The organism is Burkholderia sp. 572, assembly GCF_040545135.1.
GTDB lineage: Bacteria > Pseudomonadota > Gammaproteobacteria > Burkholderiales > Burkholderiaceae > Burkholderia > Burkholderia cepacia.
In genome coordinates this window covers 97,468-123,594 of sequence record NZ_JBEPLH010000011.1, presented here as the reverse complement: position 1 = coordinate 123,594, position 26,127 = coordinate 97,468, and the positions used below count along the sequence as shown (strand labels likewise).

Here is a 26,127-nt window from a genome sequence, read left to right as displayed (position 1 = left end):
CGCCAAGCTGACACCACCCCTGGAGACACGAAGATGCGAGCCCTGTTGATCGATCGCGCCGGTCATTCCGACGCGTTGCGGATGGCCGACGTGCCGGCACCGACGCCGGGCCCCGGCGACGTGCTGATCCGCGTTGCCTTTGCGGGCGTCAATCCCGCCGACTGGAAATGCCGCGAAGGCTACCTCGGCGCATTCATGCAGTACACGTTTCCGTTCGTGATCGGCTTCGACGCGGCGGGCGTGGTCGAAGCGGTCGGCGACGGCGTCGACGGTTTCGCGCCCGGCATGCGGGTGTTCGCGCAGACCGACGTCGGCGCGGGGCGCTGGGGAGCGTATGCGGAATACGTGGCGGTGCGCCACGACTCGGTCGTGCGCGTGCCCGACACGGTGAGCCTCGCGGAAGCCGCCACGGTGCCGACACCCGCGCTCGCCGCGTGGGCCGGCCTGTTCGACGACGGCGGGCTGAAGGCCGGACAGACCGTGCTGGTGCACGGCGGCGCGGGCGCGGTCGGCACGTTCGCGATCCAGCTCGCGGTGCAGGCCGGCGCGCGGGTCGCGGCGACGTGTTCCGCGCGCAACCGCGAGACGGTCGAATCGCTGGGCGCCGCTGCAAGCATCGACTATCGCGCACAGGACATCGCGGCGGCGCTGCGCACATGGGCGCCCGGCGGGGTCGACCTCGTGCTCGACGCGGTCGGCGGCGACACGCTGCCCGACGCGCTCGACCTGCCGGCACCGGGCGGCACGCTGGTGAACATCATGACGCTCGCACCAGGCGATGCGCAGCGGCTGGCCGCGACGGCCGCCGAAGCCGCCCGGCGCGGCCTGCGCACCGAGATGACCTACAGCCGGATGCCGAGCGGCGCCACGCTCGGCCGGATCGCGGCGCAACTCGAGCGGCGCGCACTGCGCGTGCCGCGCTTCGACCGATTTCCCCTCGAACAGGCGGCCCATGCCCTCGATCTCGTTCAAACGGGCGAGGCGAAAACGAAGCTGGTGCTTCATGTTGCGGATATCGCCGGTTGAGCGGCCCGCACGCCCATCACAGGAGACAACGATGACCGATACCCGAACCGGCGTGCTGGCCGGCAAGTGCGCGCTCGTGACCGGTGCAAGCCGCGGCATTGGCCGTGCGATCGCACAGCGCCTGGCATCCGAAGGCGCGACCGTCGTCGTGACGGCGCGCAGCCTCGCGCGATCGGCCACGACCGCCGGCACGCTCGCCGAAACGGTCGCGCTGATCGAGCAGGCGGGCGGTCGCGCGATCGCGCTCGCGGCCGACCTGTCGAACGCGGCCGAGCGCGACGCGCTCGTCGGGCGCGCGGCGCAGGCGGCCGGCGGCCTCGACATCCTCGTCAACAACGCGGGCGTGGCCGACTATGCGTGCGTCGACGCGATGCCGATGACGATGTTCGACACGACGATCGAACACTATCTGCGGATTCCGTTCGCGCTGGCGCAGGCCGCGATCCCGCTGATGCGTGCGCGCGGCGCCGGCTGGATCGTGAACGTCGGCTCGGTGACGGCGCTGCCGCCGCTGCGCCCGTTCGACGATTTCTCGCGTGCGGGCGGCGCGACCGTCTACGCGGCGGCGAAGGCGGCGCTGTCGCGCTTCACGCAGGGGCTTGCGGCCGAACTCGAAGCCGGCGGCATCGCGGTGAATCTCGTCGCGCCGAGCACGGCGATCCGCACGCCGGGCGCCGCGCGCTACATCCCCGAAGGCTATCCGACCGAGGATGTCGCGTATCTCGCGGAAACCGCGCTCGCGCTGTGCCGCCTGCCGGCGCGCGAACGCACCGGCCTCGTCACGCACAGCCTGCATTTCCCGCTCGCGCAGCGGCTCGCGGTGCATTCGCTCGACGGCCGCACGGTGCTGCCGCCGCCGGTCATTCCCGCGTGTGCGCATCCCCACATCGACCCCACAGGACTCTGATCGACATGACGAACCCGATTCGCTTCGACGGCGGTACCGCCGTGATCACCGGCGCGGCCAGCGGCATCGGCAGCGGGCTAGCACGCCATGCTGCGGGGCTCGGCATGCGCGTCGTGCTGGCCGATCTCGACCCGGCGAAGCTCGACGCATTCGCCGCGACGCTCGACACCGACGTGCTGTGCGTGCCGACCGACGTCAGCCGGCCGAAAGCTGTCGATGCGCTGGCGGAAGCAGCGTGGCAGCGCTTCGGCGGCGTCGACCTGCTGTTCAACAACGCGGGCGTGATGGCGACCGGCTTCAGCTGGGAAATCACGCCGGAGCGCTTCGAGCGCAGCTTCGCGATCAACGTGCACGGCGTGCTGAACGGGATCCGCAGCTTCGTGCCGCGGATGCTCGAACGCAATGCGCCGGCGCGCATCGTGAATACCGCGTCGGTGGGCGGGTTCCTGCCGAGCCCACTGATGTCGCCTTATTCGGCGACGAAATTCGCGGTGGTCGCGCTGACCGAATCGCTGTACGGAGAACTGAAGATGCTCGGTGCGCCGGTCGGCGTGTCGTTGCTTGCGCCTGGCCCCGTGCAATCGGGCATCTTCAACGACCCGTTCGGCGCGGTGCACGACCGGCCCGAAGTACGCGGCTTCGTCGACACGATGCGCTCGATGCTGAACGCGCACGGGCTCACGCCCGACGCGTTCGCCGAGCGGGTGTTCGACGGCATCCGTGCCGGGCGCTACTGGCTGATTCCGCAACCGGAGACGATCGACGGCGCGCTGCAGCGGCGCACCGACGACATTCTGGCCGCGCGCGATCCGACGTTGCCGTCGTTCTGAGGGCCGGGCGGCAGCGGCGCCCGGCGCGGGCCGTCACATGTGCGTGCCGGAATGCGTGCGGCCGCTCGGGTCGCCGCCGCGATCGGGGGGCGTATTGTTCTGGTCGATCTTCGCGAGCACGAAGCCGGCGTGCGGCAACGCGGCGGGCGAGCGGTGCGTCGCTTGGCCGATGGTGTCGTGCGGCGACGCGGCGGGAAAACCGGATGACGTCACGCCCGGTTGAGCGAACGCCGAAAGGGAAGCGGCCGCCAGGGCGGCGGCGACGATCGCGTGCGTTTTCATGGTGGCTCCTTCACGACTGACTGCGCGACGGATTGCGGGACAACGTAATCAGTCTAGGGCGCGAAACTTAACGCGGCGTGAAGGCGTGAAGGCGTGAAGGCGTGAAGGCGTGAAGGCGTGAAGGCGTGATGCGGCGCGGATGACGGAATGGTCATGCGCGCCGCGATGGTCAGGCCGACGCCGACACCAGCGTGCAGAAGTTCTCGAGATCGACGTTGCCGCCGCTGATCACCACGCCGACGCGCTTGCCTTGCAGCGCGTCCTTCATCCGTCGCACGGCGGCGAACGACAGGCAGCCGGTCGGCTCGACCACAATCTTCATACGCGTGGCGAAGAAGCGCATGCAGTCGACCAGTTCCGCGTCCGTCGCGGTGAGGATGTCGTCGACGTCGCGGCGGATGATCGGGAACGTCAGGTTGCCGAGGTGCTGCGTCTGCGCGCCGTCCGCGATCGTGCGCGGCGTGTCGATATGCACGATCGCGCCGGAGCGGAACGATTGCTGGCCGTCGTTGCCGGCTTCCGGCTCGACGCCGTACAGCGTCGCGTGCGGCGACAGCGCGCGCGTGGCGAGCGCGGTGCCCGACAGCAACCCGCCGCCGCCGAGCGGCGTGAATACGGCGTCGAGCGGGCCCACTTCGTCGAACAGTTCCTTGGCCGCCGTGCCCTGGCCGGCGATCACGTCCGGGTGGTCGTAGGGCGGGATCAGCGTGAGCCCGTGCCGCGCCGCGAGATCGCGCCCGATCTGCTCGCGATCCTCGGTGTAGCGGTCGTAGGTCACGACCTTGCCGCCGTAGCCGCGCGTCGCGGCGATCTTCGCGGCCGGCGCGTCCTGCGGCATCACGATCGTCGCGGGAATGCCGAGGATGCGCGCCGACAGCGCGATCGCCTGCGCATGGTTGCCGGACGAGAACGCGACGACGCCGTTGCGGCGCTGCTCCGCGTCGAAGCGCGACAGCGCGTTGAACGCGCCGCGGAACTTGAACGCGCCCATGCGCTGCAGGTTCTCGCACTTGAAGAACACCTGCGCGCCGAGCGCTTCGTTGATCGTCCGCGACGTCATCACCGGCGTGCGGTGCGCATGGCCTTCGAGCCGGGCCGCGGCGGCGGCAACGTCGTCGTACGTGGGGAGAGTCGGAGCGTTCATGGTCGTTTGGGGTCGGAAAGGTCAGTCAACAGGGACGCCGCGCGCACGGCGCGCCGGAATCCGGAATCATTTCGCATCGTTGTAGACGGTCGCGCGCGAGACGCCGAGATGCTGCGACACGATTTCCATCGCGCGGCGCACTTCGAGGAAACCGTCGGCCTTCAGCGCCTGCATCAGCTCGCGGCGCTGGTCGGTCTTCAGTTCGCGCGGCGTCGTCGCGAGGCGCATCGCGAATGCGTCGATGCGTTGCCGGATCGCGTCCGCGCCGGCCGGGTCGAGCGTTTCGGCGACGGCTTCGCCGTCCGTGCTGCAGAACTGGTTCAGCATGCCCTGGAAGCCGCGGAACAGCGTGGTGTCGGCGTTCAGGCACAGCGCGGCCACGTAGCGGCCGGTCGAATCCTTGATGCCGATCGACGTGCTTTTCGCGGTGCGGCCGTCGGCGAAGCGGTTCGGGTAGTTCGCGAGCACTTGCGGGAAATCGTCGTCCGCGATGCGGGCGAGGCCGAGCTCGGTCGCGGGATCGCCGACTGCGCGTCCCGACAGGTTGTTGTGGATCGCGAGAATCGCGTGCTTCGGCGTGCGCAGGTCGTGAACCACGACTTCGGTGAACGGCGCGAACATCGCGCCGAGCCCTTCGGCAATGCGCTGCACCTGTTCGATCAGCGATGCCTGCTCGGACGGCGCCTTGTTCCGGGTGGTGGTCATGGTGGTTTCGCGTTCGGAGTTCGGATCGATTTGACGGCGTCGGGAAACGGGCGACCGGCGGCGGGCGGGTTACTCGCCGTCCGCCGCTTGCGACCGCGTGATGTCGGCGAGCAGCGGCTGCGCGATCCGCACGTAGTCGGCCGCGTCGAGTACGACGGAGCGGTCGAGGCGGCCCGCGTTGAATGCAATCTCGGTGTTGTGTTCGACCAGTGCGGGATCGACGACGAGCGTCACGCCGGCGTCGAACACGAAGGGTGGCACGGCGCCCATCACGCAGCGCGTGACGGCGGCCGCGAGATCGGGCGGTGCGAGTGTCGCCTTGCGACGGCCGACCGCATCGGCGACCTTGCGGAAATCGATCTTCAGGTGGCCGGGAATCACCGCGAGCGCAGCGGCGTCGCCGCCGTCCTTGAACGTGCACAGCATTGCCTTCGCGCCCTGTTCGGGGCGTGTGCCGCGCAGCGCGGCGATCGCGTCGCATTTTCCTTCGGCCGGATGTTCCAGCACGCGGAATCGTGCGCCGGACGTGTTCAGCAGATCGCAAAGCGTGTCGAAAACGGGGTAGTCGCTCATGTCGCTCCGGGCAGGCGGGGCCGGGGAATCGAGGCGCGCCAGGGCGAATGCTTCAGCGTGCCAGTCGATGGATTGTCCAATTATAGACGTTTTGTCATGAGCGTGGCAAAGATGCGTGTGGGCGAGGCGTGGAGGGCGCTACGGGTGGGAAGGGGATCGACAAACAGTTGCGTTGCGCAATGTTGATGAGCGTCGGGGAATTGCCGGCGCGCGGCCGGTTGAAGGATGAGGACTTCGGGCGAGGGGAATCGCGACGGGATTCCGGCGCCAGCGTCATGCCGCCGGCCAGGACGGGAGCGCGCGATCCCCCGCCGTTACTTCGTCAATCCTCGCTCCTCTCATCGGTCCCAGGTCTTCAGCGCTTGACGCGCCGCCCTGCCGAACAGGAACGACAGCGTGTCGCTTTTCATCGACATCGATTTGCGGTTCACGATCCGGAAGTCCGTCAAGGCCGTTTGCTTCCCGCTCAGCATGTCTGCGATCGTCAGGCCGTTGAGGTGCGTCAGGGCGACGCCGTGACCGAAACATCCACCCGAGTAGATGATGCGTTCGTCGTCGATGAAACCGATTTTCCGCGACGATGGAAGCCTACGCCAATACGTACGACAGTGTCAGCGCGGACACGTCGCTGACAGCCGAGGGCCGCCTAAAGTGGTCAGGTTGTTGCTCGAGGACGGCAAGCAGCCCCGGACGCAAAGCCTGTTCGTGAACTTCTGGGCACTGGCGCAGACTCAGGAGTTCGCGCGGAAAATGCTCGAAGAGGGATACGGGTTTCAACGGCGCGTGATCGCCGGATTCATCGAGGCCGTGAACCCGGCGCTGTCGCAAGCTGCGCTCGCGAGGCGAGCCGCGCTGGTTACCGCACAGATCGAGGGGCTCATCGTGTTGATACCGCAAAGAAACCGGTTCCAGTCGGATATCAAGGGAATCGAGGACGATGCGGTGATGGCCGTTCTGGCTTTGGCCAAGGCGCCATGAATTGAATCGCTGCGATGCGGTTCGACGTCTCCGGCATCGGCTCGAGTGGTCGAAGCCCGTCGAGTCGGGCGCAGAGACGTTGACGCGACGAAACTTGCTTGCAACTGGCTGGAAACAGGATCTACGAGGAGAACACGGGCAATGTTGATCGACATGCAGGAAGCGCGCGGAGGTGATTCATCCTTTGGGCGGCGAGACTCACGCGCCCGAAGAAGCAGGAAACTCGACTTTTGCATGCAAACGGTGCTGACGCTCGTCCTGGCGCTGGTCGCGCACTGCGCGTTTGCGTCGAGCAACGTGACCGACGACGAGCAGCAACAAGCCGCGTTGCATACCCTGATGGGCACGGACCCGGCCCCGGCAGACAGTGTCAAGGGTGTCGCGCTGTCACCATGGGCGCATGGGCCGTCGGCTTCAGGGCCGCTTTGGGTCGTGGCCGCATTGGTCCAGCGCCCGACCGAGACCGTCGACGCGGAGTTGTGGACAGGTGTGCTGATCCGCGACGGGCAAGGGTTCCGCCTGCTCGCGAGCGATCGGAGCGAGCGCGTCGATACGTCACCGATGTTATGGAGTGCCTTCCTGGCCATGGACGTCATTCCCTACCGGATCAGCGCGCAGGAAACTGCCTTTGGCGTGCTCTTCGGCAATAACTACACGTCGACCGCACATAGCGATTCGACCGGGATACTGAGCCTGTACCGTTATCGCGATGGTCGCGTGACGCCCGTCTTCTCCGCGCTAACCGACTGGTCGACCTATGACAAGGACGGGGCTGCGGAATGTGAGGAGAAGAACGACGGAAAACGCGGGAAGCCGGGCGATGCCCGGCGGGATTCCTGTGATGCGGAAAATACGACGGAGACGCATTACGTGCTGTCGTTCAGTCCTCACATGACGAACGGACACTACGACCTCCTTGTGCGTCCCAAGGGAAAGGCCGGGGCGGGCAAGTCCGCGCGTTTTACCTGGAACGGGAATACGTATCAGCCGCGCCGGTTCACGGGTGACTGACGGGCAAGAGCGGGGCGGCCTCGGTCAATTGCATCGGACGGGTGTCGGCCAGGTACGACGGCTTGAACGAGCCGCTTCCGTCGCTGGCAATTGATCGCGGTGTTGCCAGGACGTCGTGGCCATCCCAGGAAGACGTCGAGGGTTTCATGCGCGGCCAGGGCCGATGGCGACGGCGATGTTCGCGAGCATCACAATGGCTTTCGCCCTTCATTCGAGAGATCCTTTACAAACCATGCAGACGGAAATCGAAGCACCGGGCCCGGCCGGCCCGTTGAAAGGCACGCTGTTGTCCCCGGGTTCCGACGACGCCCCGGTGGTGCTGATCGTGCCGGGCTCGGGCCCGACCGACAGGAACGGTAACGCGCCGAACGGGGTTCAGGCGTCGACCTATCGATTGCTCGCGGAGGGATTGCGCGATGAAGGAATCGCGTCGGTTCGAATCGACAAGCGCGGCATGTACGGCAGCGCGTCGGCGATACCGGATGCCGATGACGTCACGATCGACGAGTACGCGGCCGACGTCCGTTCTTGGGTCGCCGCCATTCGCGCGCGGACGGGCGCTTCCCGGGTGTGGCTGTTGGGCCATAGTGAGGGCGGATGGGTGGCGTTGTCGGCTGCCCGGCAAATGGACGACATCGGCGGCCTGATCCTGGTATCGACGGCAGGGCGCCCGCTAGGGCCTGTGTTGAGGCAACAACTGCAATCGAACCCGGCAAATGCTCCGATTCTTGCCAATGCAATGTCGATCCTCGAATCCCTGGAGGCAGGTGAACGGGTAGACGCAGCCAGGATCGACCCGGCACTCATGCCGTTGTTCAGGCCGCAAGTCCAGCGCTTCCTGATGAGCGAGTTGATCCTCGATCCGGCAGCGCTGCTGGCCGGTTACATGAAGCCCGTGCTCATCGTGCAGGGGGCGCGGGATATCCAGGTCGCCGTACAGGACGCGGAACTGCTGAAGCACGCCTATCCGCGGGCCGAAATGGCGCTGATCGCCGACGCCAATCATGTGCTCAAGACGGTTCGCACGTCGGCGCTGCAGGAAAACCTCGCCGCTTATTCGAACCCGGGTCTGCCGCTGGCGGACGGCGTGGTGGAGGCAATTTCGGCGTTCGTGCATGCGGCGACAGCGAATCGGCGCTAGTTCCGGTCGAATCCGGTTGATCCGTCAGGGCGGCCTTTATCGAAGCAGGCACCGGTCAAATGACGTCGAGTGTCTGCTGTCGGGAAGCGGGCGTGGTCACTTCAACCAGCTTCAGTCGAACGCATCGATCAGGCGTCGGCGCAGTACGCGACATTCGAAGGACAAACGTCAATCGCCGGCAATCGTGCGCCGTCAACGATTCAGATAATCCGTCACGCGCGCCTGCAAATGCGTGATCGCATCAGTGAGTTGCAGATACGTGTCGACATCCATCAGCGTCCATTCCTGGCCTTCATTGCCGAAACGGATCGCGGCGATTTCCGCAGCGCTCAGCCAACCGGCGAAGAATCAGTGTGGCAGGCGATCGGGTCGGCTCGACGGATAGACCCTGGACCAACCTATCCGGCTGCCCGGTATCGTCAGTCCGAATTCCTCATGGAGTTCGCGCAACACGCACGCTTCGGGCGTCTCGTTACCTTCCCTGCCTCCGCCCGGCAGGTCCCACAGGCCGGGAAACGGGATGTCGGGCTTGTCGTCACGTCGATAGACGAGGATGTCCCGGTCCTTGAAGAGCGCAATCTTCGAACCACTGAAGGGGGCAGGCGATTCCATGCATGATCCATATCGTGGAAGCGGGGCTGTCAGTGTAGATTCACGGGTATCGACGCGTACGCTCGATTTGATATAAGCATCCGCGTGGCACGACAGCGATGTCAGGGTGCGGTACAGCCGATACCGCCGTTGAACGTTGAAAGCTGGAAATCGAACATGAAGACTTTTGCTGTAAGGACCGGCCAATGGGGAATCCGGTATCACGATCTCCCCGGGCAAGGGATACCGACATTCTTCGTTCACGGATTGGGGTGCGCGTCCTCCTGCGATTATCCGGGCGTCATGGCACAGCCTGCTTTGTCGGGGCATCGGGCGGTGCTGGTCGATCTGCCTGGATTCGGGTTCAGCGATCGGCCCGTGGACTTTTCCTACACCATTCAAGAGCATGCCGGAACGATCGTGGCACTCGCCGATCATCTGGCGCTGTCGTCGCTCAACCTGTTCGGTCACAGCATGGGGGGCGCAGTGGCGATCGCTGCATCGATGCAGCTCGGTGAGCGGGTGCGACATCTCGTGCTGGGCGAGCCCAATCTGGAGCCTGGAGGCGGCTTTTTCAGCAGAAAAATCGCGGCGATGACGGAGGTGGAATATGTGCAAGCCGGGCACGCCGCGCTGATCGCCGAATCCGCTGCCGGCGGCAGCGATATCTGGGCGGCTTCGATGTCGGCCAGTGCTCCGTACGCCGTTCATCGAAGTGCCGTGTCGCTCATCGAGGGCAGTCATCCAAGCTGGCGCGAGCAGCTCTATTCGATGAAGATGCCGAGAACCGTTTTGTTTGGAGCACGCTCGCTGCCCGATGTCGACACCGAACGTCTTCCCGCGGAAGGGGTGAACGTCGGCATCGTGGAAAACGCGGGCCATTCGATGGCCTGGGAGAATCCGGCCGGGCTCGCCTTGGCGATCAGGCAGGCGCTCGAGTAACCGGAAATCCGGCGTCGGCAAGTGTGCCGTCATCGCCGCGACCAATGCCCGTTCGGTGTGTCCGCTTTCGTAACCGGCTGCGAGCCGTCGTTCGATACCGGGCCACGACAACAGAAAACGAGCCATGACAAACCTGATTCGATTCCGTGTTCGACCGGTATTTCACGGCAGTGATCTGCTGGTCGAGGTACTCGATGATCATCGTGCAGCGGATTTCCCGAGCATCGCCGCGATCCTGCAGGATGCGCTGCACGCTGTCGAGGTTCCGCATCCGGACGGCGTTGATGAACCCGTGGTCGCATTGTTTCACGACCGCTACTTCAGCTATTGGGCCTACGCCCGGGGCCACTATGAAATTGACGACGATATCTGGGGACTGTTCGTGACGGCGTCGATCGACAACTCATCCGTTATCGCGGACATCGAAAGCGCACTCCTGTCGACGGGGAAGTTCGTCAAGGAATACGTGGATTTCCGCAAGTTCGAGTGAGCTGAAGGGGCCGGGAAAGCCTGTGCGGCAATCTCGAACGACAACTCCCGGCGCCGGCAAGGATCGCCCCACGCGATCCCCCGAACTCACCCCCGCACCGCCTTCACCACATACTGGCTCGTCGGTAGCACGTCGATCTTGTCGAAGTCGATGAAGCGCCCACAGCTGTCCATCATCTCGGCCACATTGCGCTGGAATTTTTCGTCATCGCCCACCGCATCGAAAAACGCATGCGGATCGGTCATCGCCGCTGCGGGAAAGCACTCCTCGACGATCGCGTCATAACCGGGCGCCGCATGCGTGAGCGCGCGCACGACGACGTTCTGCACGTACAGGAAATTGTCCTGCGTATCGATCGCGACGCGCGTGTGATGCCCGTGCCACACGTCGAGCCATGCTTCGTGCGTGAGGCGCGGCGGCCGCTTCAGGAACGCGAGCTGCGAGAAGCCCGTGGTGCGCTCGCCCGGCCGTGCCGGAAAGCGCGTATTCGGAATCGGTTGCGACTCGGTGACGAGATACGCAGCCATGTGCGGGACGATTGCACGCACCGCGTCGTCGAACGGCTGGCGGAACATCGCGTTTGCGCTATCGACCCACACCGCGACGATCCCGTCGATGCCCGGGTGCGTGTTGGTCTGCTTCAGGCCGGCGGCCGGCGCGACGTCCGCATCCGCGACGTTCACCTGCACGCCGTGCGCACCGAGCGACAGCAGCTTGTCGGCGAGTTGCGCGCGCACCGTGCGGCTCCACTGATCGGGCGCAGCCTGCGCGTCGCGCCACAACACGTAAATGACTTTCTCCATTGCTCCGGCTCCAGAGGGGAATGACGGGATCGGCGGCGTTGCCGCCGGGGTTCAGGAAGCGGTTTCGGGCGATCCGGCCGACGGGTATGCGTCCGGCGCGAACCGGTTCGCGGTCAGCGTGAGCGACGGCGGAATCGGCGACGTGACGGTTTCGAACAGGCGCTCGTGGCGCGTCGCGTGAATGCGCCACGCGCCGTTGCGTTTCACGTACTGGTCGTCGTAGAACGCAGTGCCGTGCAGCAGGTAGTTGTCCTCGAGATTGATCGCGTGGTCCTCGAGAAACCACACGCCGCACGCATGATCGGCCGAGACCAGCGTGAGCTCGGGGTGATGGCCGTGATGCATCGTCAGGAAGGTCGGCTTGCCGATCAGCTCGCGCAGGCTCGACACGAATGCGTCGCGGCCCTCGTACACGTAGCGGCCGCCATACAGGCGGGCCTCGCAGTCTTCGGTCAGGCAATCCGCGAGCAGCGCCCAGTCGTGCGTGTCGACCGCGCGGAAATACCGGTACTTCAACTGTCGGATCTGCTCGTACTCGTGGAGCGTGCGGGTCGTGTCGTCCATCGCCGGGCCTCGTGGTGGTGTCGTTCGATGGTAGGAACGAAGCCGCCTGCATCACATCGTCTGTTCGGACGAACGCGCCGTACGCATGCGCCCGGCGCTGCGAGGACGAATCGCCGGTTTCATCCGAACGGGTGATGGCCGACGCATCGCGCGGCGGTAACGTGGCATCGACGCGGCCATCGAACCGCGCCGGCACCGAACAAGGAGACAGGATGACCCTCATCGAATCGCTGGAAGCGCGTGTGCGCCGGCTCGAGGATGCCGACGCGATCCGCCGACTGAAGGCGCGCTACTTCACGTGCTGCGACCGCAAGGATCCGCAGGGGATGCGCGACTGCTTCGCGCCCGGCCACGTGCACATCAACTACGGCCGCATCGGCACGTTCGACACGCGCGACGCGCTCGTCGACGTATTCGTGCAACTCGGCTGCCATCCGCACATCGTCGAGATGCATCACGGCGTGAATCCCGAGATCGACGTGCTCGACGACGTGCATGCGCGCGGCACGTGGGGCCTGCACTACCAGGTGATCGACACGAACGCGCGAACGCTCACGCAGCTCGGCGCGTACTACGACGACGAATACCGGAAGGTCGACGGCGAATGGAAGATCGCGGGCACGCGCTGCGTCGTCACGTCGACGCTGTCGGCCCGTTACGAAGGCGATGCGCCGGGCGTGCTGTTCGCCGGTGCGCAGCCGCCGGCCGCCTGACGCACGTTAGCGCCGTGCACATGGCGCACATTCCACAGGAGACATCGAACATGACACAGAACCACGATGCGCCGGTCGCCGTCGTGACGGGCGCATCGCGCGGCGCGGGCAAGGGCATCGCGCGCGCGCTCGGCGCGGCCGGCATGACCGTCTACGTCACGGGCCGCTCGCAGAACGAAGGCGATGCGCCGCTGCCCGGCACGATCCACGAGACCGCACGCGAGATCGATGCGCTCGGCGGCCGCGGGATCGCGGTGGCGTGCGACCACGCGGACGACGCGCAGGTGAAGGCGCTGTTCGAGCGCGTCGAACGCGAAAGCGGGCGGCTCGACATTCTCGTCAACAACGCGACCTACCTGCACGATCAACTGATCCTGCCGGGCCCGTTCTGGGAGAAGTCGCTCGACCTCGTCAACATCCTCGATGTCGGCCTGCGCTCCGCCTATGTCGCGAGCTGGCACGCGGCGGCGCTGATGGTGAAGCGTCGCAGCGGGCTGATCGCGTTCACGTCGTCGTTCGGCGCGAGCTGTTACATGCACGGGGCGGCCTACGGCGCGCAGAAATCCGGTGTCGACAAGTTCGCGAAGGACATGGCCGTCGACCTGAAGCCGTTCGACGTCGCGGCCGTGTCGATCTGGATGGGCCCGCTGCGCACCGAGCGCACGACGCGCGTGTGGGAAGAACACCCGGATCTGTACAAGGAATTCTCGCTCGCCGCGGAAAGCCCGGAATTCACGGGCCGCGTGATTCACGCGATCCATGGCGATCCGCAGCGCATGGCGTGGTCGGGGCAGGTGCTCGTCGGCGCGGAAGCCGCGCTGGGGTACGGCATCGCCGATCTCGACGGCAAGCAGCCGCCGTCGTATCGCGAACTGCTCGGCGGGCCCGTGCAGGCCCATCCGGCGATCGTCGCCTGAGGAGCGCACATGGGCATCCTGAAAGGCAAGGTCGCGCTCGTGACGGGCGCGGGGCAGGGCGTTGGCCAGGGCGTCGCGCAGGCGCTCGCGGCGGAAGGCGCGCACGTCGCGGTGGTCGGTCGTACCCGCGACAAGCTGCTCGCGACCTGCGAGGCGATTCGCGCGCGTGGCGGCGTGGCCGAGCCGTTCGTGTGCGACGTGATGAACGCCGCGCAGATCGTGGCGTGCGTCGACAGCGTCGTTGCGCGCTTCGGCGGCGTGCAGATCCTGATCAACAACGCGCAGGTCGTGCCGCTCGGCCGCCTGCTTGACCTAACCGATGCGGATTTCCTCGCGGGGCTCGAGTCGGGGCCGATCGCGACGCTGCGCATGATGCGCGCGTGCCATCCGCATCTGAAGGGCGACGGTGTGATCGTCAATTTCGCTTCGTCGGCCGCGGTGCGCTGGGATGCGTCCGGCTACGGCGCGTACGCGGCGACCAAGGAGGCGATTCGTGCCCTGACGCGCGCGGCTGCCTGCGAGTGGGGCGTGGACGGGATCCGCGTGAACGCGGTCGCACCGCACGCGTTGTCGCCGGGCCTGAAAGGCTGGGTCGAGGCGAACCCGCAGGAAGCCGCCGCGTTTTTCCGCACGATTCCGCTCGGCCGCGTAGGCGACTGCGAGCAGGACATCGGCCGCGCGATCGTGTTTCTGGCGAGCCGCGACGCTGCGTATCTGACGGGCGCGACGCTGCCGCTCGACGGCGGGCAGGCGTACTGGGGCTGACGGCGGCGGCTAACGACGGCGGCTGACGGCGGAGGCGCGCGGCACCGGCCGCGTGCCGATCATGATCCGGCAAGTGCGTGCACGCCTGCGCGCGGCGGCCGGCAAACCGGAATCGAAGAGAGGACGACATGGGTCGACTGGAAGGAAAGGTAGCGATCGTCACGGGCGGTGCGCGTGGCATGGGCGCGGCGACGTGCCGGCTGTTCGTCGCGGAGGGCGCGCGCGTCGTGATCGGCGACGTGCTCGATGCGGAAGGCGAAGCGCTCGCGCGCGAGCTCGGCGACGCGGCGCGCTTCATGCGGCTCGACGTCGCCGACGAAGCGAACTGGGTGCGCGTGACCGACGCGACGGTCGAGCAGTTCGGCCGTATCGACGTGCTGGTCAACAATGCAGCCGTGCTGACGTTCGGCGGCATCACCGAGCTGTCGAAACGCGATTTCGAGCGTGCGGTGTCGATCAACCTCGTCGGCACGTTCGTCGGGATCCGGACGATCGCGCCGCGCATGATCGCGCAGAAGCTCGGGTCGATCGTCAACATCTCGTCGGTGGACGGGCTGCGCGGCGTGAACGCACTGGCCGCGTACGTGTCGAGCAAGTGGGGCGTACGCGGGCTGACGAAGGTCGCGGCGCTCGAACTCGGCCATCAGGGCGTGCGCGTGAATTCGATCCATCCGGGCGGCGTGAACACCGCGATGTCGAACCCGACCGGCGCGCCGCTCGAGGAAATCAACAAGCACTATGCGAACGTGCCGCTGCAACGCGTCGGCCTGCCCGACGAAATCGCGCGCGCGACGCTGTTCCTCGCGAGCGACGAAGCGTCGTACTGCAACGGCGCCGAACTGGCCGTCGACGGCGGGATGGCGGCAGGCGCGTATTACCCCGGATTGCCGGGCGCGCCGTTTTGAGCGGGTGGGCCCGCCGCACGTTCTCGTCGGATGTTTGTGTACGCAACCTAATTCAGGGTTTGCCTGACTAGCGAAAACGTGAATTCGCACGGCCCGCGCGCTCGCTGGCTAAACGCGGGCGCGGCGGGCCGGATTTGCCGCTTCCGCGAAACCCTTGTTGGACGGCCGTCCTGGCGCGTTTCGCCCCCGAAACGCGCGCAATGGCGTTGTAAAAATAATTCACAGGCAACCGGCGTGCCGGATCGCCGACATGATTGTTTCTTGTTGCAACGCAACGTTTGCCAAATAACGGCGATGGTATGCTGGTCGCCATGGAGTTGTACGGCAGGTTGCTTGCATGGCGAAACTCGCGTTCGCACCTTCTAACGAGACGTCACCTTCTCTCGCACGCATCGCGGCATCGACACGCGCTCCGCTCGCGTGTCCCGTCCTGCGCGCCGCCGCACTCTGCGCTCCAATCGCATCCCCCATCTCGCGGGCTCGCCCCGCATCCCCCATCCTCGCCCAATAATCTGGAGACACCCTCATGTCGCAAAACAATCTGGCCGAAGCGACACACGGCCCGCTGATCGCTCCGCCGGCTTTCGTCAAACATCGCAAGCTGATCGACTGGGTGTCGCGCATCGCGGCGCTCACGGAGCCCGAGCGTGTCGTGTGGTGTGACGGTTCGCAGGAAGAGTACGACGCGCTGTGCCAGGAGATGGTCGACCAGGGCACGCTCAAGCGGCTGAACCCGGCGAAGCGCCCGAACTCGTATCTCGCGCAATCCGATCCGTCGGACGTCGCGCGCGTCGAGGATCGCACGTTCATCTGCGCGGCATCGCGCGACGACGTCGGCCCGACCAACAACTGGATCGCGCCCGCCGAAATGCGCGAGACGCTCAACGGCCTGTTCCGCGGCTCGATGCGCGGCCGCACGCTGTACGTCGTGCCGTTTTCGATGGGCCCGCTCGGCTCGCCGATCGCGCACGTCGGCGTTGAGCTGTCCGACAGCCCGTACGTCGCCGTGAACATGCGGATCATGACGCGCATGGGCCGCGAGGTGTATGACGTGCTGGGCGATGACGGCGATTTCGTGCCGTGCGTGCACAGCGTCGGCCATCCGCTCGAAGCCGGCCAGCAAGACGTTCCGTGGCCGTGCAATCCGGTCAAGTACATCGTGCATTTTCCCGAGACGCGCGAGATCTGGAGTTTCGGTTCGGGCTACGGCGGCAACGCGCTGCTCGGCAAGAAGTGTTTCGCGCTGCGTATCGCATCGACGATGGGGCGCGACCAGGGCTGGCTCGCCGAACACATGCTGATCCTCGGCGTGACGTCGCCGGCCGGCAAGAAGTATCACGTCGCCGCCGCATTCCCGTCCGCGTGCGGCAAGACGAACTTCGCGATGCTGATTCCGCCGCAGGGCTTCGATGGCTGGAAGGTCACGACGATCGGCGACGACATCGCGTGGCTGAAGCCGGGCCGCGACGGCCGGCTGTATGCGATCAACCCGGAAGCCGGCTTCTTCGGTGTCGCGCCGGGCACGGGCGTGAAGACCAACCCGAACGCAATCTCGACGCTCACGGAAAACGTGATCTTCACGAACGTCGCGCTGACGGAAGACGGCGACGTGTGGTGGGAAGGGCTGACCGACACGCCGCCCGCGAAGCTGACCGACTGGCAGGGCAACCCGTGGACGCCGGAGATCGGCAAGGAGACTGGCCGCAAGGCGGCGCATCCGAATTCGCGCTTCACGGCGCCGGCCGCGCAGTGCCCGTCGATCGACGACGACTGGGAGAACCCGGCCGGCGTGCCGATCGACGCGTTCATCTTCGGCGGCCGCCGTTCGACGACCGTGCCGCTCGTGACCGAGGCGCGCGACTGGGTCGAAGGCGTGTACATGGCCGCGACGATGGGCTCGGAGACGACCGCCGCGGCGGTCGGCCAGCAGGGCATCGTGCGCCGCGATCCGTTCGCGATGCTGCCGTTCTGTGGCTACAACGTCAGCGATTATTTCGCGCACTGGCTGAAGCTCGGCAAGCAGCTCGAAGGCGCCGGCGCGAAACTGCCGAAGATCTACTGCGTGAACTGGTTCCGCAAGGATGCGAACGGCAAGTTCGTGTGGCCGGGCTTCGGCGAGAACATGCGCGTGCTGAAGTGGATGCTCGACCGTCTCGAAGGCACGGGTGGCGGCGGTGAGCATGCGTTCGGCGTGTCGCCGGCATACGAGGACCTGCACTGGGACGGCCTCGATTTCACGCGCGAGCAGTTCGACGCGGTGACGTCGATGAACGCCGACGAATGGCGTGAGGAATTGAAGCTGCATGCGGCGCTGTTCGACATGCTGAAGCTGCGCCTGCCGGCCGAAATGACCGACACGATGAAGAAGATCGAGCAGCGTATCGGCGCCTGACGGCCCGCATCGACGTTGTCGCCCTGACGTCTCGCCGCCGGCATTCGTTGCCGGCGGCGGGACGTTTTTGCATCCGCGCCGCACACGCGCCGTTTGCCTACTGCGCGCGGCAATGCGCAACGACTTCATCGACCGCACGCTGCACATCGCCTCGCCGGTAGCGCAGCAGCGCGCTGTCGGCGGGATCGGGTTCGTACGACACGACGTTGCCGCGCCCCGTGTAGATCGCGATGTCGGGCAACAGCGGATGCTCCTGGTCGAGCGACGGGACGTCCCGCGGATTGCCCGCCGCGCGGAAGAAGGCCGCGAAGTAGTCGGCGAAGCTGAGGTTCTCGTCGCCGACGAGGTAGGCCTTGCCTGCTTCGCCGCGCTGCAGCGCGCCCCAGATCGCTTCCGACAGCGATTGCGTCGAGATGAAGTTGCTGCCGCCGGCCGGCCCGAACACGGGCAGCCCCGCGAACTGGCCTTGCGCATAGCCCGTGTAGGCAGCGAACATCTCGTTGCGCAGCCCCGGCACTGACCCGACGACGAACGGCGCGTTGACGCTGCAGACGGCGAACGACTGCGTCGCGAGCGCGCGCACACGTTCGTCGGCGAGATGGCGCGAGCGCACGTACGGCACCGTGTCGACGAGCGCCGGCGCGACCTGCGGATAGAAGCTGCCGACCAGCACCGCGCGCTGCACGCCCGCGTCGCGCGCGAGCGCGAAGAAGCGCGGCACCGCATCGACGTTCGCGCGCTCCCAGTGCGCGGCTTCGTCGGTGCCGGGCGGCAGGTGGCGAATGTCGTTGCCGGCCGCGAACACCACCGCGTCGAACGGCGCGAGATCGTCGCGCGTGAAGTTGCCGGCCACGTAGTCGCGCAGCAATACGTCGAACTGCGCGAGTGCGCTGCCGGCGGCGGGTGGCTTGCGTGCGGCGAGCGTGACGGGGTTGCCCTGCGCGTGCAGGTGCAGCGCGGCATGGCCGCCGATGAGGCCGGTGCCGCCGACGATCAGGATCTTCATGGTGTCTCCGGTAGCGGCGCATCCGCGCCGCGTGAAATGAACAGGCGGGCGGTGCCGCTCAGAAATTGAAGCCGTTGCCCGTGACGACGGGCATGTTGGTCCAGAAGCCGTTCGGGTCGCGATACCAGCCGGCCGCCGCGAGCGCGCCGCCGTCGACATGCAGCGTCGTGCCGGTGACCCATGCGGCGAGCGGGCTCGCCAGGAACAGCGCGGCACCCGCGATATCGCCGGTCGCGCCGAAGCGCCCGAGCGGGATCCAGCGCGGGATGTGCCCGCGATGCTCGGCCGCGACCATCGCGCTGACGGGCACCTGCGGCGTCTCGGTGGTTTCGGGGGCGATCTGGTTCACGCGAATGCCGGCCGGCCCGAGTTCGAGCGCGAGGCTTTTCGTGAAGCCGGTCAGCGCGGCCTTGAACGACGCGTACACGGTGCAGTTCGGAATGGCGCGAAAGCCTTCGATCGACGACACGCCGACGATGCAGCCGCCCGCGCCGCGCTTGCGCAGCAACGGCAGCATCGCGCGCGTGACGACGAACACCTGGCGCAGGTTCGCGTCGAACAGCCGCGCGATGTCGTCGTCGGTGCAGTCGTCGAACGGTTTCGCGATCTGCAGGAAGTCGCCCACATTGTTGACGAGCACGTCGAGGCCGCCGAAGCGCGCGTCGACGGTTCGTGCGAATGCATCGACCTGATCGCGACGCGTGACGTCCACGGTGCCGACGAGCGCGTCGACGCCCGCCGCTTCGAGCGCCTGGCGCACGTCCTGCGCGCGGGCCGGGTCGATCTCGGCGACCGCGACGCGCGCGCCGGCCGCGCCGAACGCTTCCGCACACGCACGGCCGATGCCCGCACCGCCGCCGGTGACCAGCACGGTCTTGCCGTTGAATGAAATCATCGATGAACTCCTTTGAACGGGAGGGCAGTGCGTCGCGTCACAGCGACGACACCAGTTGCGCGTTGTCGATCCGCAGCTCCGCACCGTTCACGAAACGCGATTCGTCGGACGCGAGGAACAGCACGAGATTCGCGACGTCCCGCGGGTCGCACATGCGTGCCATCGGATCGCTGCCGATGCCGAGCGCGGCCGGGTCGAGATCGGGCATCAGCGCCTGCGTCATCGGCGTCCAGATCCCGTCCGGATGGATCGAGTTGCAGCGGATGCGGTAACCGCTGCGCTTGCAATGCACGGCGACGCTGCGCGCGAGCGCCGTCACCGCGCCTTTCGACCCGGTGTATGCGCACATCATCGGCAGCCCGCCGAGCGCGGCGACCGACGACATCATCACGATCGAGCCCGGCGTGTCGTTGCCCTTCATCGCGCCGATCGCATATTTGCAGCCGAGGAAATAGCCGTCGGCGTTGGTGCGCATCACGCGGCGCCACGTGTCGAGGCTCGTGTCCTCGATCGAGCCGACCGGACAGATCGCCGCGTTGTTGACGAGCACGTCGAGGCGGCCGAAGCGGTCGAGCGTCGATGCGATCGCCTGTCGCCAGCCGTCCTCGTCGGCGATGTCGTGGCGGACGAACAGTGCGGCGTCGCCGATCTCGCGTGCGAGCGCGCGGCCTGCGTCCTCGTCGATGTCGGTCAGCACGACACGCGCGCCTTCGGCGGCGAGCAGCAGCGCATCCGCGCGGCCGACGCCGCTTGCCGCACCGGTGACCAGCGCGACCTTGTTTGCGACTCGATTCATGGTCGGTCGTATTCCCTTGACGTTGAAAGAAGGCGGGCGCTCATGCGGCGCCCGGTGCGCGGCCGGCCCTGATCGCGTCGAGCGCGGCCGTGCCGTAGATCTGCGCGATCGTGTCGTCGACGCGCGGGTTGGTGCGCAGTTCGTGGCCGCCGTCGACCGCGAAACTCTGGCCGGTCACCCAGCCCGACTCGGGGCCTGCGAGATAGCGCACCGCATGCGCGATCGCTTCCGGTTCGCCGAGCGTGCCGAGCGGGATCTGCTCGAGAAAGCTATCGACGAGCGCGCGGTTGTCGAACATCGGCGCCGTTGCTTCGGAGCGCGTGAGGCCCGGGCGCACCGCGTTCACGCGGATCTTCGCGCCGGCCAGTTCCTCGGCCGCGCCGCGCACGAGCGCTTCGAGCGCAGCCTTCGCGGTGCAGTACGCGGACAGCCAGCGGAAATTGATCTGCGCGGCCGTCGACGAGATGCAGACGATCGCGCCGCCGCCGCTGTCGGCGAGCCGCGGCGCGGCGTGACGGATCGCGGCGAATGCGCTGTGCAGGTTCAGGTCGATTTCGGCGCGGAAGGTGTCGGCGTCGTGCAGCAGCTGCGGCCGGAAACCCGCACCGCCAACCGTCGGCACGACGATGTCGAGGCGACGGTCGAGCGCCCACGCGCAGTCGAGCGCGGCCTGCAGGTCGCCTTCGTCGCAGGCGTCGCCCGCATGGATCGCGACGCGGCTGCCGGGCACCGCGTCGGTCAGTTGCCGTTGCGTGCGTTCGAGCGCGTCGCGGCGGCGGCCCATCAGCACGACGGCCGCGCCGTCGGCGACGAGCGCGTGCGCGCAGGCCGCGCCGATGCCGCCGGCGCCGCCCGTGACGAGTGCGGTGCGGCCGTCGAGGGGAGCAGCGGTGCGCATCGTTCAGCCCTCCAGCGGCAGGTCTTGCGACCAGTCGACGTGCAGCGTGCGCGCGGCGAAACGCCACGTGCCGCCGTCGAACACGCAGCGGTCGCGATAGCGCAGCCCCCAGTCGAGCTTGCGCTTCACGCCGTCGCGCACGTAGACGTGGCAGGCGACGCCATAGGTCTCGACGTCGGCCGCGCCGCCGTCGAGCGTCACGAGCTGGTTGTGCACGTGATGCTGGGTCGCTTCGTAGCGCTCGATCACGCGCATGCCCGTCACGATCGCGTCGCGGTCGTCGAAGCGGAAGCCGGGGCCGGCGAGCTGCGCATCGGGCGTGAAGAGGGCGGTGAGTCGCGGCCAGTCGCGCCGGTCGACGGCTTGCGCATAGCGGCACGCCAGTTCGTACAGCGCGTGGCGGGGATTCGAATCGGTCATGCAGTGCTCCCGTGGAAGAACGGAAAGAGTCGGCCGCGCCGCGAGTGCGGACGCGGCGGCATTGCGACGTCGAGGCGAAGGTTCGCATCGGACCGATGGCGACTCATCATCCATACGGAGCAGGGCGAGGGTCGGGGAAAACACCGGGGCCGGGCGCGGCGTGCCGCACGATCGCGCAAGGTTGGTGCGGCGCAGCGACCGGCGTGCGACAGGCGTCTGACGATTGGCGCGGCCGGCCGCGACAGGCGCGCAACGCGCCGCGCCTCCGCTGCGTGTGCGAAGCCATCGCGCACGATGCTGCGATGCGACACGCGGTGCGCCCGCCGCTCAGCGTTTGCCCCTAGTCGAAATGGACGATGGCCGGCGGCCGGGCGCTGGCTACCGTGCAGTCATCCGGTGCCGCATGCGATGCACGCCGGACACGAACCGCACCAGCGGACAACCGGAGGGGACGACGATCATGAGACTGACGACTCGCAAGCTGTGCGTACTGGCGATGGGCACGTTTGCTGCCATGGCGATGGCGCGATACGGCGCCGATCAGGTTCCGTCGCCGCCGTATGCGGCCGGCATCCTGCAATGCCGCTCGGTCGACGCGAACGGGCTGCCGGCCGGCTGCGTGCCGATCGATCCGTCGCACTTCGGTTTCGCCGCGCTGCGCGGCATGTGACGTCGGCGCGGCTGCGCGCCGCGCAGGCCGGAAGCCGTGGCGGCGCGATGGCGTACCGATGCCCTTCGCCGCGACCACGTCGGAATCATCGCGCGCGCCGATCCGTTTGACGCGCATCGCGGCTTCAACCGGGCGCGGGACGCGTGCGTCGCGCACACGCACCGTCGCATGCCCGTCCCGGCATCGCGGCGACGTCGGCAACGGGCCGCCTGTTCGGCCCTCGCCGCATCCGCCGCTTTCCATCGCTTCCCTCAGGTTTCCTACACGCTGACCCATTCCTCATGTCATCCGACTATTCCCTGACTCACCCCCTGAACATTCGCGACGTGCATCGCTGGGATGCCGAACACGATGTCGTGATCGTCGGCTTCGGCGCGGCCGGCGCCTGTGCGGCGATCGAAGCCGCGCGTGCCGGTGCCGACACGCTGATCGTCGAGCGCGCATCGAGCTACGGCGGCACGAGCGCGCTGTCGGGCGGCGAGATCTATCTCGGCGGCAGCGGCGGCACGCCCGCACAGCGGCAGGCCGGCTTTACCGACGACACCGAGGATCTGTACCGCTACCTGATGCTGGCCGGCGGGCGCGACGCCGACGAGGCGAAGGTGCGGCTCTACGCGAACGAAAGCCTGGCGCACCACGACTGGCTCGTCGCGCAGGGCCTCACATACAAGAACACGTTCATTGCCGAGCGGATCGTCGAACCGGAGACCGACGATTGCCTGATCTGGTCGGGCAGCGAGGAAGCCTGGCCGTTCAGCGAGGCCGCGAAGCCGTGCCCGCGCGGGCACACGCCGCAATGGCCGGGCTGGGGCGGCGGGCAGATGCTGATGCGCGTGCTGGCCGAACGCGTGGCGGCGCTCGGCGTCGCCACGCGTTACGACACGCGCGCGCTCGCCTTGATCGTCGACGACGACGGCGCGGTGCGCGGCGTCGTGCTGCGCGCGTATGGCGAGACGGCATGCGTGCGTGCGCGTCGCGCGGTGATCCTGTGCGCGGGCGGTTTCGCGATGAATCGCGACATGGTGCGCCGGCATGCGCCGCAGTTCCTGCGCTCGGATGAACCGATCGGCAGCCCCGGCGACGACGGCTCGGGCATCCTGCTCGGCCAGAGCGCGGGCGGCGCGGCGATCCACATGGACCAGGGCTTCGTCAGCCTGCCGTTCTACGCACCCGAATCGCTGATCCGGGGAATCTTCGTGAACGCGCGCGGCCAGCGCTTCGTCAACGAGGACGGTTATCACGGCCGCACGGGCCATCACGCGTTCCACCAAGGCGGCGACCGCATCTACCTGCTCGTCGACCAGGCGACGTACCGGGAGCCGCCCGCGATTGCGCGGATCGGCATCGCGGCGGCCGGCGAAACGTGGGAGGAAGTCGAACGCGACCTGCGGATGCCGGCCGGCACGCTGACGGCGACTGTCGACGTCTACAACCGCCATGCTGCCGAAGGCGCCGATCCGCTGTTCCACAAGGCGGAGAAATGGCTGCAGCCGCTGATCGAGCCGCCGTTCGTCGCGCTCGATTGCCGGATCGACTACGCGTTCTATCCGCACTTCACGCTCGGCGGCCTCGACACGCTGCCGACCGGGCAGGTGGTCGACGCGGCGCGCGCGCCGGTGCCGGGGCTCTATGCGGCCGGCCGCACGACCTGCGGGCTGCCGCGCTGGGGCGCTGGGTACAGCTCGGGGCTGTCGCTGGCCGACGCGACGTTCTTTGGCCGGCAGGCCGGCCGTCACGCCGCGCAGGCGGGGTGCGACGCGCTGCGCGACGCCGCGTAGCGTTGGCAGGGTGGAAATGAACGACGCCCCGGGCAATCGTATTGCCCGGGGCGTCGTCGTTTCGGGCACCGAAGTGCCCAAGTGCTTGAGCGGCCCAGCGGCTCAGCCGCTAAGCGGCCAACCAGGCCAACCAGACCAACCCGCCGTCAGCCGAGGTCGAGCGCGTTCGTGAGATCGCCCGGCGGCGTCGCGCCGCGCGCGGCGAACGCCTTGTTGCGCGCGACCACGCCGTCGAGCGGCGCGAGTCCGTGCACGCGGCTGATGAAGCGCAGGATCGAGTTCGTGTCGTACAGCGTGTGATCGACGAAACCCTTCTTCGCGAACGGCGAGATCACGAGCGCCGGAATCCGCGAACCGGGGCCCCAGCGGTCGCCCACCGGCGGCGCGACGTGATCCCACCAGCCGCCGTTCTCGTCGTGCGTCATCACGATCACGGTGTTGTCCCATTGCGGCCCGCGCCGGATATGGTCGATCACCGTCGCGATGTGACGGTCGCCCGATTCGATGTCCGCGTAGCCCGCATGCATGTTCAGGTTGCCCTGCGGCTTGTAGAACGTGACGGCCGGCAGGCGGCCCGCGTCGATGTCGGCGATGAAGTGGTTGGTCGACGGCTCGTCGCCGAGCCCGGCGTCGCGCAGGTGCTTGCTGCGCGCGTCGGTGCCGGGCGCGTAGTTCGCGAAATAGTTGAACGGCTGGTGGTGGTACTGGAAATCGGGCACGGCGCCCGTGTCGCGATGCTCGAGCGCGTACTGCCACGCGCCGCTGTACCACGCCCAGTCGATGTTCTTTTCCGACAGGCGGTCGCCGATCGTCGCATAGCCCTGCGGCGGCATCACGCGATGGTCGGCCGGGTCCGCATACGCGGCGTTGCCCGGGTCCGGCGGCGGCACGTAGCTCGGCTGGTACGGCGGAGCCATCGTGTTCACGCCATAGCCGTCCGGCGTCAGCGGGCCGTCGCCCGCGAACTTCGGCGGGCCGTCGAGCGCGGACGCGGGCGAATCGTCGGCGAGCTTCAGGCGCGTGCCGGCCGGATCGTCGCCTTCGACCTTCGACAGCAGTTTCGCCGCGTGCGGATGCTTGTGCGCGTCCGGGTACAGCGGCGGCTGCGCGGAGATCAGGAACATGTGGTTCATCCACGAACCGCCGAAGGCCGCCATGAAGAAGTTGTCGCACAGCGTGTACTGCCGCGCGAGGTTCCACAGCCGCAGCGTGTCGGCCGAATTGCGGTAATGGCCCATCACGAGGCCGCCCGAATCGGCCCACGCGGCGAACTGGTCGTTGCGGCCGCCCGCGATCTGCATCTGGTTCTGGTAGAAGCGGTGCCACAGGTCGCGCGTGATCACGCCGTTCGGCAGCGGCTTGCCCTGCGCGTCCGCGATCCGGAACGGCGCGTTCGGCAGCTTGTCGATGTCGCGCTCGGCGATCGCGTAGCGCTTGCCGTCCACTTCCTGCGCCTGCGGCACGAGCCCGCCCCATATCTTCGGCAGCACGGGCAACGGCGTCTTGCCGTCGCGATCGAGCTGCTGCGCGTGCTCGGGCCGCACCTCGCTCAGCGGATGGCTTACGCCCGGGAAATCGCCGTAGAGGTTCGCGAAGCTGCGGTTTTCCGCATAGATCACCACGATGTGCCGCACGCGCTGGCGCAACGCCTCGTCGACGCGCAGGTCGGCGGCGGAACGCGGCGCGCCGGTGGTTTCGCAGCCGCTGAGCGCAACACCCGCACCGAGCGCGGCAAGGCCGCCGAGCACGCGGCGGCGGTCGGGATCGGCGGGAAGGTCGTCGGGGCGATCGGGGGTGTCGTTCACGTCGTGGGTTCCTCGAATGGGCGGGTGGACGGGGCGTGATGCACGGCGGTGCCGCACAGGCTGCCGTGCCGCAGGATGGAAGGCAACGGCCCGTGTGGGGTATCGGCGCGTGTGATGTGTTTGTCACAAAAGTGTCACGAACGCGACTATAACGCGGCAACGGGGGCGGATGAAAGGTGT

29 protein-coding genes are annotated in these 26,127 nt (G+C 67.5%); 15 read left to right on the top strand and 14 right to left on the bottom strand.

The annotated features are described in order from the left end of the window. Window positions 1-33: 33 nt before the first annotated feature. The 3 genes from ABIC51_RS21765 to ABIC51_RS21755 are packed head-to-tail and all read left to right on the top strand — an operon-like array spanning window position 34 to window position 2,763. On the top strand, window positions 34-1,026 hold the full coding sequence (locus tag ABIC51_RS21765) for an NADP-dependent oxidoreductase (protein ID WP_175897485.1): 993 nt from the start codon (window positions 34-36) through the stop codon (window positions 1,024-1,026). 31 nt (window positions 1,027-1,057) lie between these two features. Further along, on the top strand, window positions 1,058-1,933 hold the full coding sequence (locus ABIC51_RS21760) for an SDR family NAD(P)-dependent oxidoreductase (RefSeq protein WP_175862556.1): 876 nt from the start codon (window positions 1,058-1,060) through the stop codon (window positions 1,931-1,933). 5 nt (window positions 1,934-1,938) lie between these two features. Next, window positions 1,939-2,763 (top strand): SDR family NAD(P)-dependent oxidoreductase, encoded by an 825-nt coding sequence (locus ABIC51_RS21755; RefSeq protein WP_175897484.1) that lies wholly within the window; start codon window positions 1,939-1,941, stop codon window positions 2,761-2,763. Window positions 2,764-2,796: 33 nt separating this feature from the next. On the opposite strand, the gene ABIC51_RS21750 is transcribed toward ABIC51_RS21755, so the two are convergent. From ABIC51_RS21750 to ABIC51_RS21730, 5 genes are all read right to left on the bottom strand, one after another. After that, window positions 2,797-3,045 carry a hypothetical protein gene (locus tag ABIC51_RS21750; protein ID WP_175897483.1) on the bottom strand — a complete coding sequence of 83 codons (249 nt, stop codon included), beginning with the start codon at window positions 3,043-3,045 and terminating at the stop codon, window positions 2,797-2,799. Between the two features lie 169 nt (window positions 3,046-3,214). Continuing rightward, window positions 3,215-4,189 (bottom strand): threo-3-hydroxy-L-aspartate ammonia-lyase, encoded by a 975-nt coding sequence (locus ABIC51_RS21745; RefSeq protein WP_124814674.1) that lies wholly within the window; start codon window positions 4,187-4,189, stop codon window positions 3,215-3,217. A 66-nt stretch (window positions 4,190-4,255) separates the two neighbouring features. Further along, complete coding sequence (locus ABIC51_RS21740; protein WP_021162168.1) at window positions 4,256-4,894, bottom strand: helix-turn-helix transcriptional regulator; 639 nt, start codon at window positions 4,892-4,894, stop codon at window positions 4,256-4,258. A gap of 69 nt (window positions 4,895-4,963) precedes the next feature. After that, window positions 4,964-5,467 carry a YbaK/prolyl-tRNA synthetase associated domain-containing protein gene (locus ABIC51_RS21735; RefSeq protein WP_175897482.1) on the bottom strand — a complete coding sequence of 168 codons (504 nt, stop codon included), beginning with the start codon at window positions 5,465-5,467 and terminating at the stop codon, window positions 4,964-4,966. Between the two features lie 338 nt (window positions 5,468-5,805). After that, on the bottom strand, window positions 5,806-5,940 hold the full coding sequence (locus ABIC51_RS21730; RefSeq protein ID WP_264165505.1) for a hypothetical protein: 135 nt from the start codon (window positions 5,938-5,940) through the stop codon (window positions 5,806-5,808). Between the two features lie 187 nt (window positions 5,941-6,127). Between ABIC51_RS21730 and ABIC51_RS21725 the strand changes: the two genes are divergently transcribed. The 3 genes from ABIC51_RS21725 to ABIC51_RS21715 all read left to right on the top strand — a co-directional run bounded on the left by ABIC51_RS21725 (window position 6,128) and on the right by ABIC51_RS21715 (window position 8,597). Then, window positions 6,128-6,445 (top strand): TetR family transcriptional regulator C-terminal domain-containing protein, encoded by a 318-nt coding sequence (locus ABIC51_RS21725; protein ID WP_175897481.1) that lies wholly within the window; start codon window positions 6,128-6,130, stop codon window positions 6,443-6,445. A 141-nt stretch (window positions 6,446-6,586) separates the two neighbouring features. Then, window positions 6,587-7,456 (top strand): hypothetical protein, encoded by an 870-nt coding sequence (locus ABIC51_RS21720; RefSeq protein ID WP_175897480.1) that lies wholly within the window; start codon window positions 6,587-6,589, stop codon window positions 7,454-7,456. Between the two features lie 175 nt (window positions 7,457-7,631). Then, window positions 7,632-8,597, top strand: coding sequence for an alpha/beta hydrolase (locus ABIC51_RS21715; RefSeq protein ID WP_226128413.1), 966 nt, complete (start codon window positions 7,632-7,634; stop codon window positions 8,595-8,597). Between the two features lie 348 nt (window positions 8,598-8,945). Here the strand turns inward: ABIC51_RS21715 and ABIC51_RS21710 are convergent, their stop codons facing one another. Further along, window positions 8,946-9,209 (bottom strand): NUDIX domain-containing protein, encoded by a 264-nt coding sequence (locus ABIC51_RS21710; RefSeq protein WP_208451235.1) that lies wholly within the window; start codon window positions 9,207-9,209, stop codon window positions 8,946-8,948. A gap of 156 nt (window positions 9,210-9,365) precedes the next feature. Between ABIC51_RS21710 and ABIC51_RS21705 the strand changes: the two genes are divergently transcribed. Beyond that, window positions 9,366-10,130 carry an alpha/beta fold hydrolase gene (locus ABIC51_RS21705; protein WP_175852814.1) on the top strand — a complete coding sequence of 255 codons (765 nt, stop codon included), beginning with the start codon at window positions 9,366-9,368 and terminating at the stop codon, window positions 10,128-10,130. Between the two features lie 124 nt (window positions 10,131-10,254). Beyond that, window positions 10,255-10,620, top strand: a complete 366-nt coding sequence (locus ABIC51_RS21700; protein WP_124917661.1) for a hypothetical protein — start codon at window positions 10,255-10,257, stop codon at window positions 10,618-10,620. An 86-nt stretch (window positions 10,621-10,706) separates the two neighbouring features. Here the strand turns inward: ABIC51_RS21700 and ABIC51_RS21695 are convergent, their stop codons facing one another. Both ABIC51_RS21695 and ABIC51_RS21690 read right to left on the bottom strand, forming a co-directional pair. Further along, window positions 10,707-11,423 (bottom strand): EthD domain-containing protein, encoded by a 717-nt coding sequence (locus tag ABIC51_RS21695; protein WP_027791672.1) that lies wholly within the window; start codon window positions 11,421-11,423, stop codon window positions 10,707-10,709. A gap of 51 nt (window positions 11,424-11,474) precedes the next feature. Next, entirely contained in the window at window positions 11,475-11,987 is a 513-nt protein-coding gene (locus ABIC51_RS21690; RefSeq protein ID WP_146254422.1) for a nuclear transport factor 2 family protein, read from the bottom strand. Between the two features lie 212 nt (window positions 11,988-12,199). Between ABIC51_RS21690 and ABIC51_RS21685 the strand changes: the two genes are divergently transcribed. The 5 genes from ABIC51_RS21685 (at window position 12,200) to ABIC51_RS21665 (ending at window position 17,679) form a co-directional block, all read left to right on the top strand. Continuing rightward, window positions 12,200-12,700 carry a nuclear transport factor 2 family protein gene (locus tag ABIC51_RS21685; protein WP_175852809.1) on the top strand — a complete coding sequence of 167 codons (501 nt, stop codon included), beginning with the start codon at window positions 12,200-12,202 and terminating at the stop codon, window positions 12,698-12,700. A 50-nt stretch (window positions 12,701-12,750) separates the two neighbouring features. Further along, window positions 12,751-13,617 (top strand): SDR family NAD(P)-dependent oxidoreductase, encoded by an 867-nt coding sequence (locus tag ABIC51_RS21680; protein WP_175852806.1) that lies wholly within the window; start codon window positions 12,751-12,753, stop codon window positions 13,615-13,617. 9 nt (window positions 13,618-13,626) lie between these two features. After that, window positions 13,627-14,382, top strand: coding sequence for an SDR family NAD(P)-dependent oxidoreductase (locus ABIC51_RS21675; RefSeq protein WP_146254424.1), 756 nt, complete (start codon window positions 13,627-13,629; stop codon window positions 14,380-14,382). A 128-nt stretch (window positions 14,383-14,510) separates the two neighbouring features. Continuing rightward, the gene (locus ABIC51_RS21670) at window positions 14,511-15,287 is read left to right on the top strand and encodes a glucose 1-dehydrogenase (protein WP_175897479.1); all 777 of its coding nucleotides are present in this window, start codon (window positions 14,511-14,513) and stop codon (window positions 15,285-15,287) included. A 526-nt stretch (window positions 15,288-15,813) separates the two neighbouring features. Continuing rightward, window positions 15,814-17,679 (top strand): phosphoenolpyruvate carboxykinase (GTP), encoded by a 1,866-nt coding sequence (locus tag ABIC51_RS21665; protein WP_175897478.1) that lies wholly within the window; start codon window positions 15,814-15,816, stop codon window positions 17,677-17,679. A gap of 97 nt (window positions 17,680-17,776) precedes the next feature. Here ABIC51_RS21665 and ABIC51_RS21660 read toward each other — a convergent pair whose 3' ends face one another. Genes ABIC51_RS21660 through ABIC51_RS21640 form a run of 5 tightly spaced genes read right to left on the bottom strand, consistent with a single transcriptional unit; the run spans window position 17,777 to window position 21,694 of the window. Continuing rightward, on the bottom strand, window positions 17,777-18,685 hold the full coding sequence (locus ABIC51_RS21660; protein ID WP_226128411.1) for an NAD-dependent epimerase/dehydratase family protein: 909 nt from the start codon (window positions 18,683-18,685) through the stop codon (window positions 17,777-17,779). Window positions 18,686-18,743: 58 nt separating this feature from the next. Continuing rightward, complete coding sequence (locus ABIC51_RS21655) at window positions 18,744-19,580, bottom strand: SDR family NAD(P)-dependent oxidoreductase (protein WP_175897476.1); 837 nt, start codon at window positions 19,578-19,580, stop codon at window positions 18,744-18,746. A 37-nt stretch (window positions 19,581-19,617) separates the two neighbouring features. Beyond that, entirely contained in the window at window positions 19,618-20,376 is a 759-nt protein-coding gene (locus tag ABIC51_RS21650) for an SDR family oxidoreductase (protein WP_027791663.1), read from the bottom strand. A 40-nt stretch (window positions 20,377-20,416) separates the two neighbouring features. Then, window positions 20,417-21,274 (bottom strand): SDR family NAD(P)-dependent oxidoreductase, encoded by an 858-nt coding sequence (locus ABIC51_RS21645; RefSeq protein WP_175897475.1) that lies wholly within the window; start codon window positions 21,272-21,274, stop codon window positions 20,417-20,419. A 3-nt stretch (window positions 21,275-21,277) separates the two neighbouring features. Continuing rightward, window positions 21,278-21,694, bottom strand: coding sequence for a nuclear transport factor 2 family protein (locus ABIC51_RS21640; RefSeq protein ID WP_059552194.1), 417 nt, complete (start codon window positions 21,692-21,694; stop codon window positions 21,278-21,280). A gap of 460 nt (window positions 21,695-22,154) precedes the next feature. On the opposite strand from ABIC51_RS21640, the gene ABIC51_RS21635 reads away from it, so the two are divergent. Then, on the top strand, window positions 22,155-22,364 hold the full coding sequence (locus tag ABIC51_RS21635; protein WP_027791660.1) for a hypothetical protein: 210 nt from the start codon (window positions 22,155-22,157) through the stop codon (window positions 22,362-22,364). Window positions 22,365-22,645: 281 nt separating this feature from the next. Continuing rightward, entirely contained in the window at window positions 22,646-24,142 is a 1,497-nt protein-coding gene (locus ABIC51_RS21630; RefSeq protein ID WP_175897474.1) for an FAD-dependent oxidoreductase, read from the top strand. A 146-nt stretch (window positions 24,143-24,288) separates the two neighbouring features. Here the strand turns inward: ABIC51_RS21630 and ABIC51_RS21625 are convergent, their stop codons facing one another. Beyond that, on the bottom strand, window positions 24,289-25,947 hold the full coding sequence (locus ABIC51_RS21625; RefSeq protein WP_027791658.1) for an acid phosphatase: 1,659 nt from the start codon (window positions 25,945-25,947) through the stop codon (window positions 24,289-24,291). Between the last annotated feature and the right edge of the window lie 180 nt (window positions 25,948-26,127).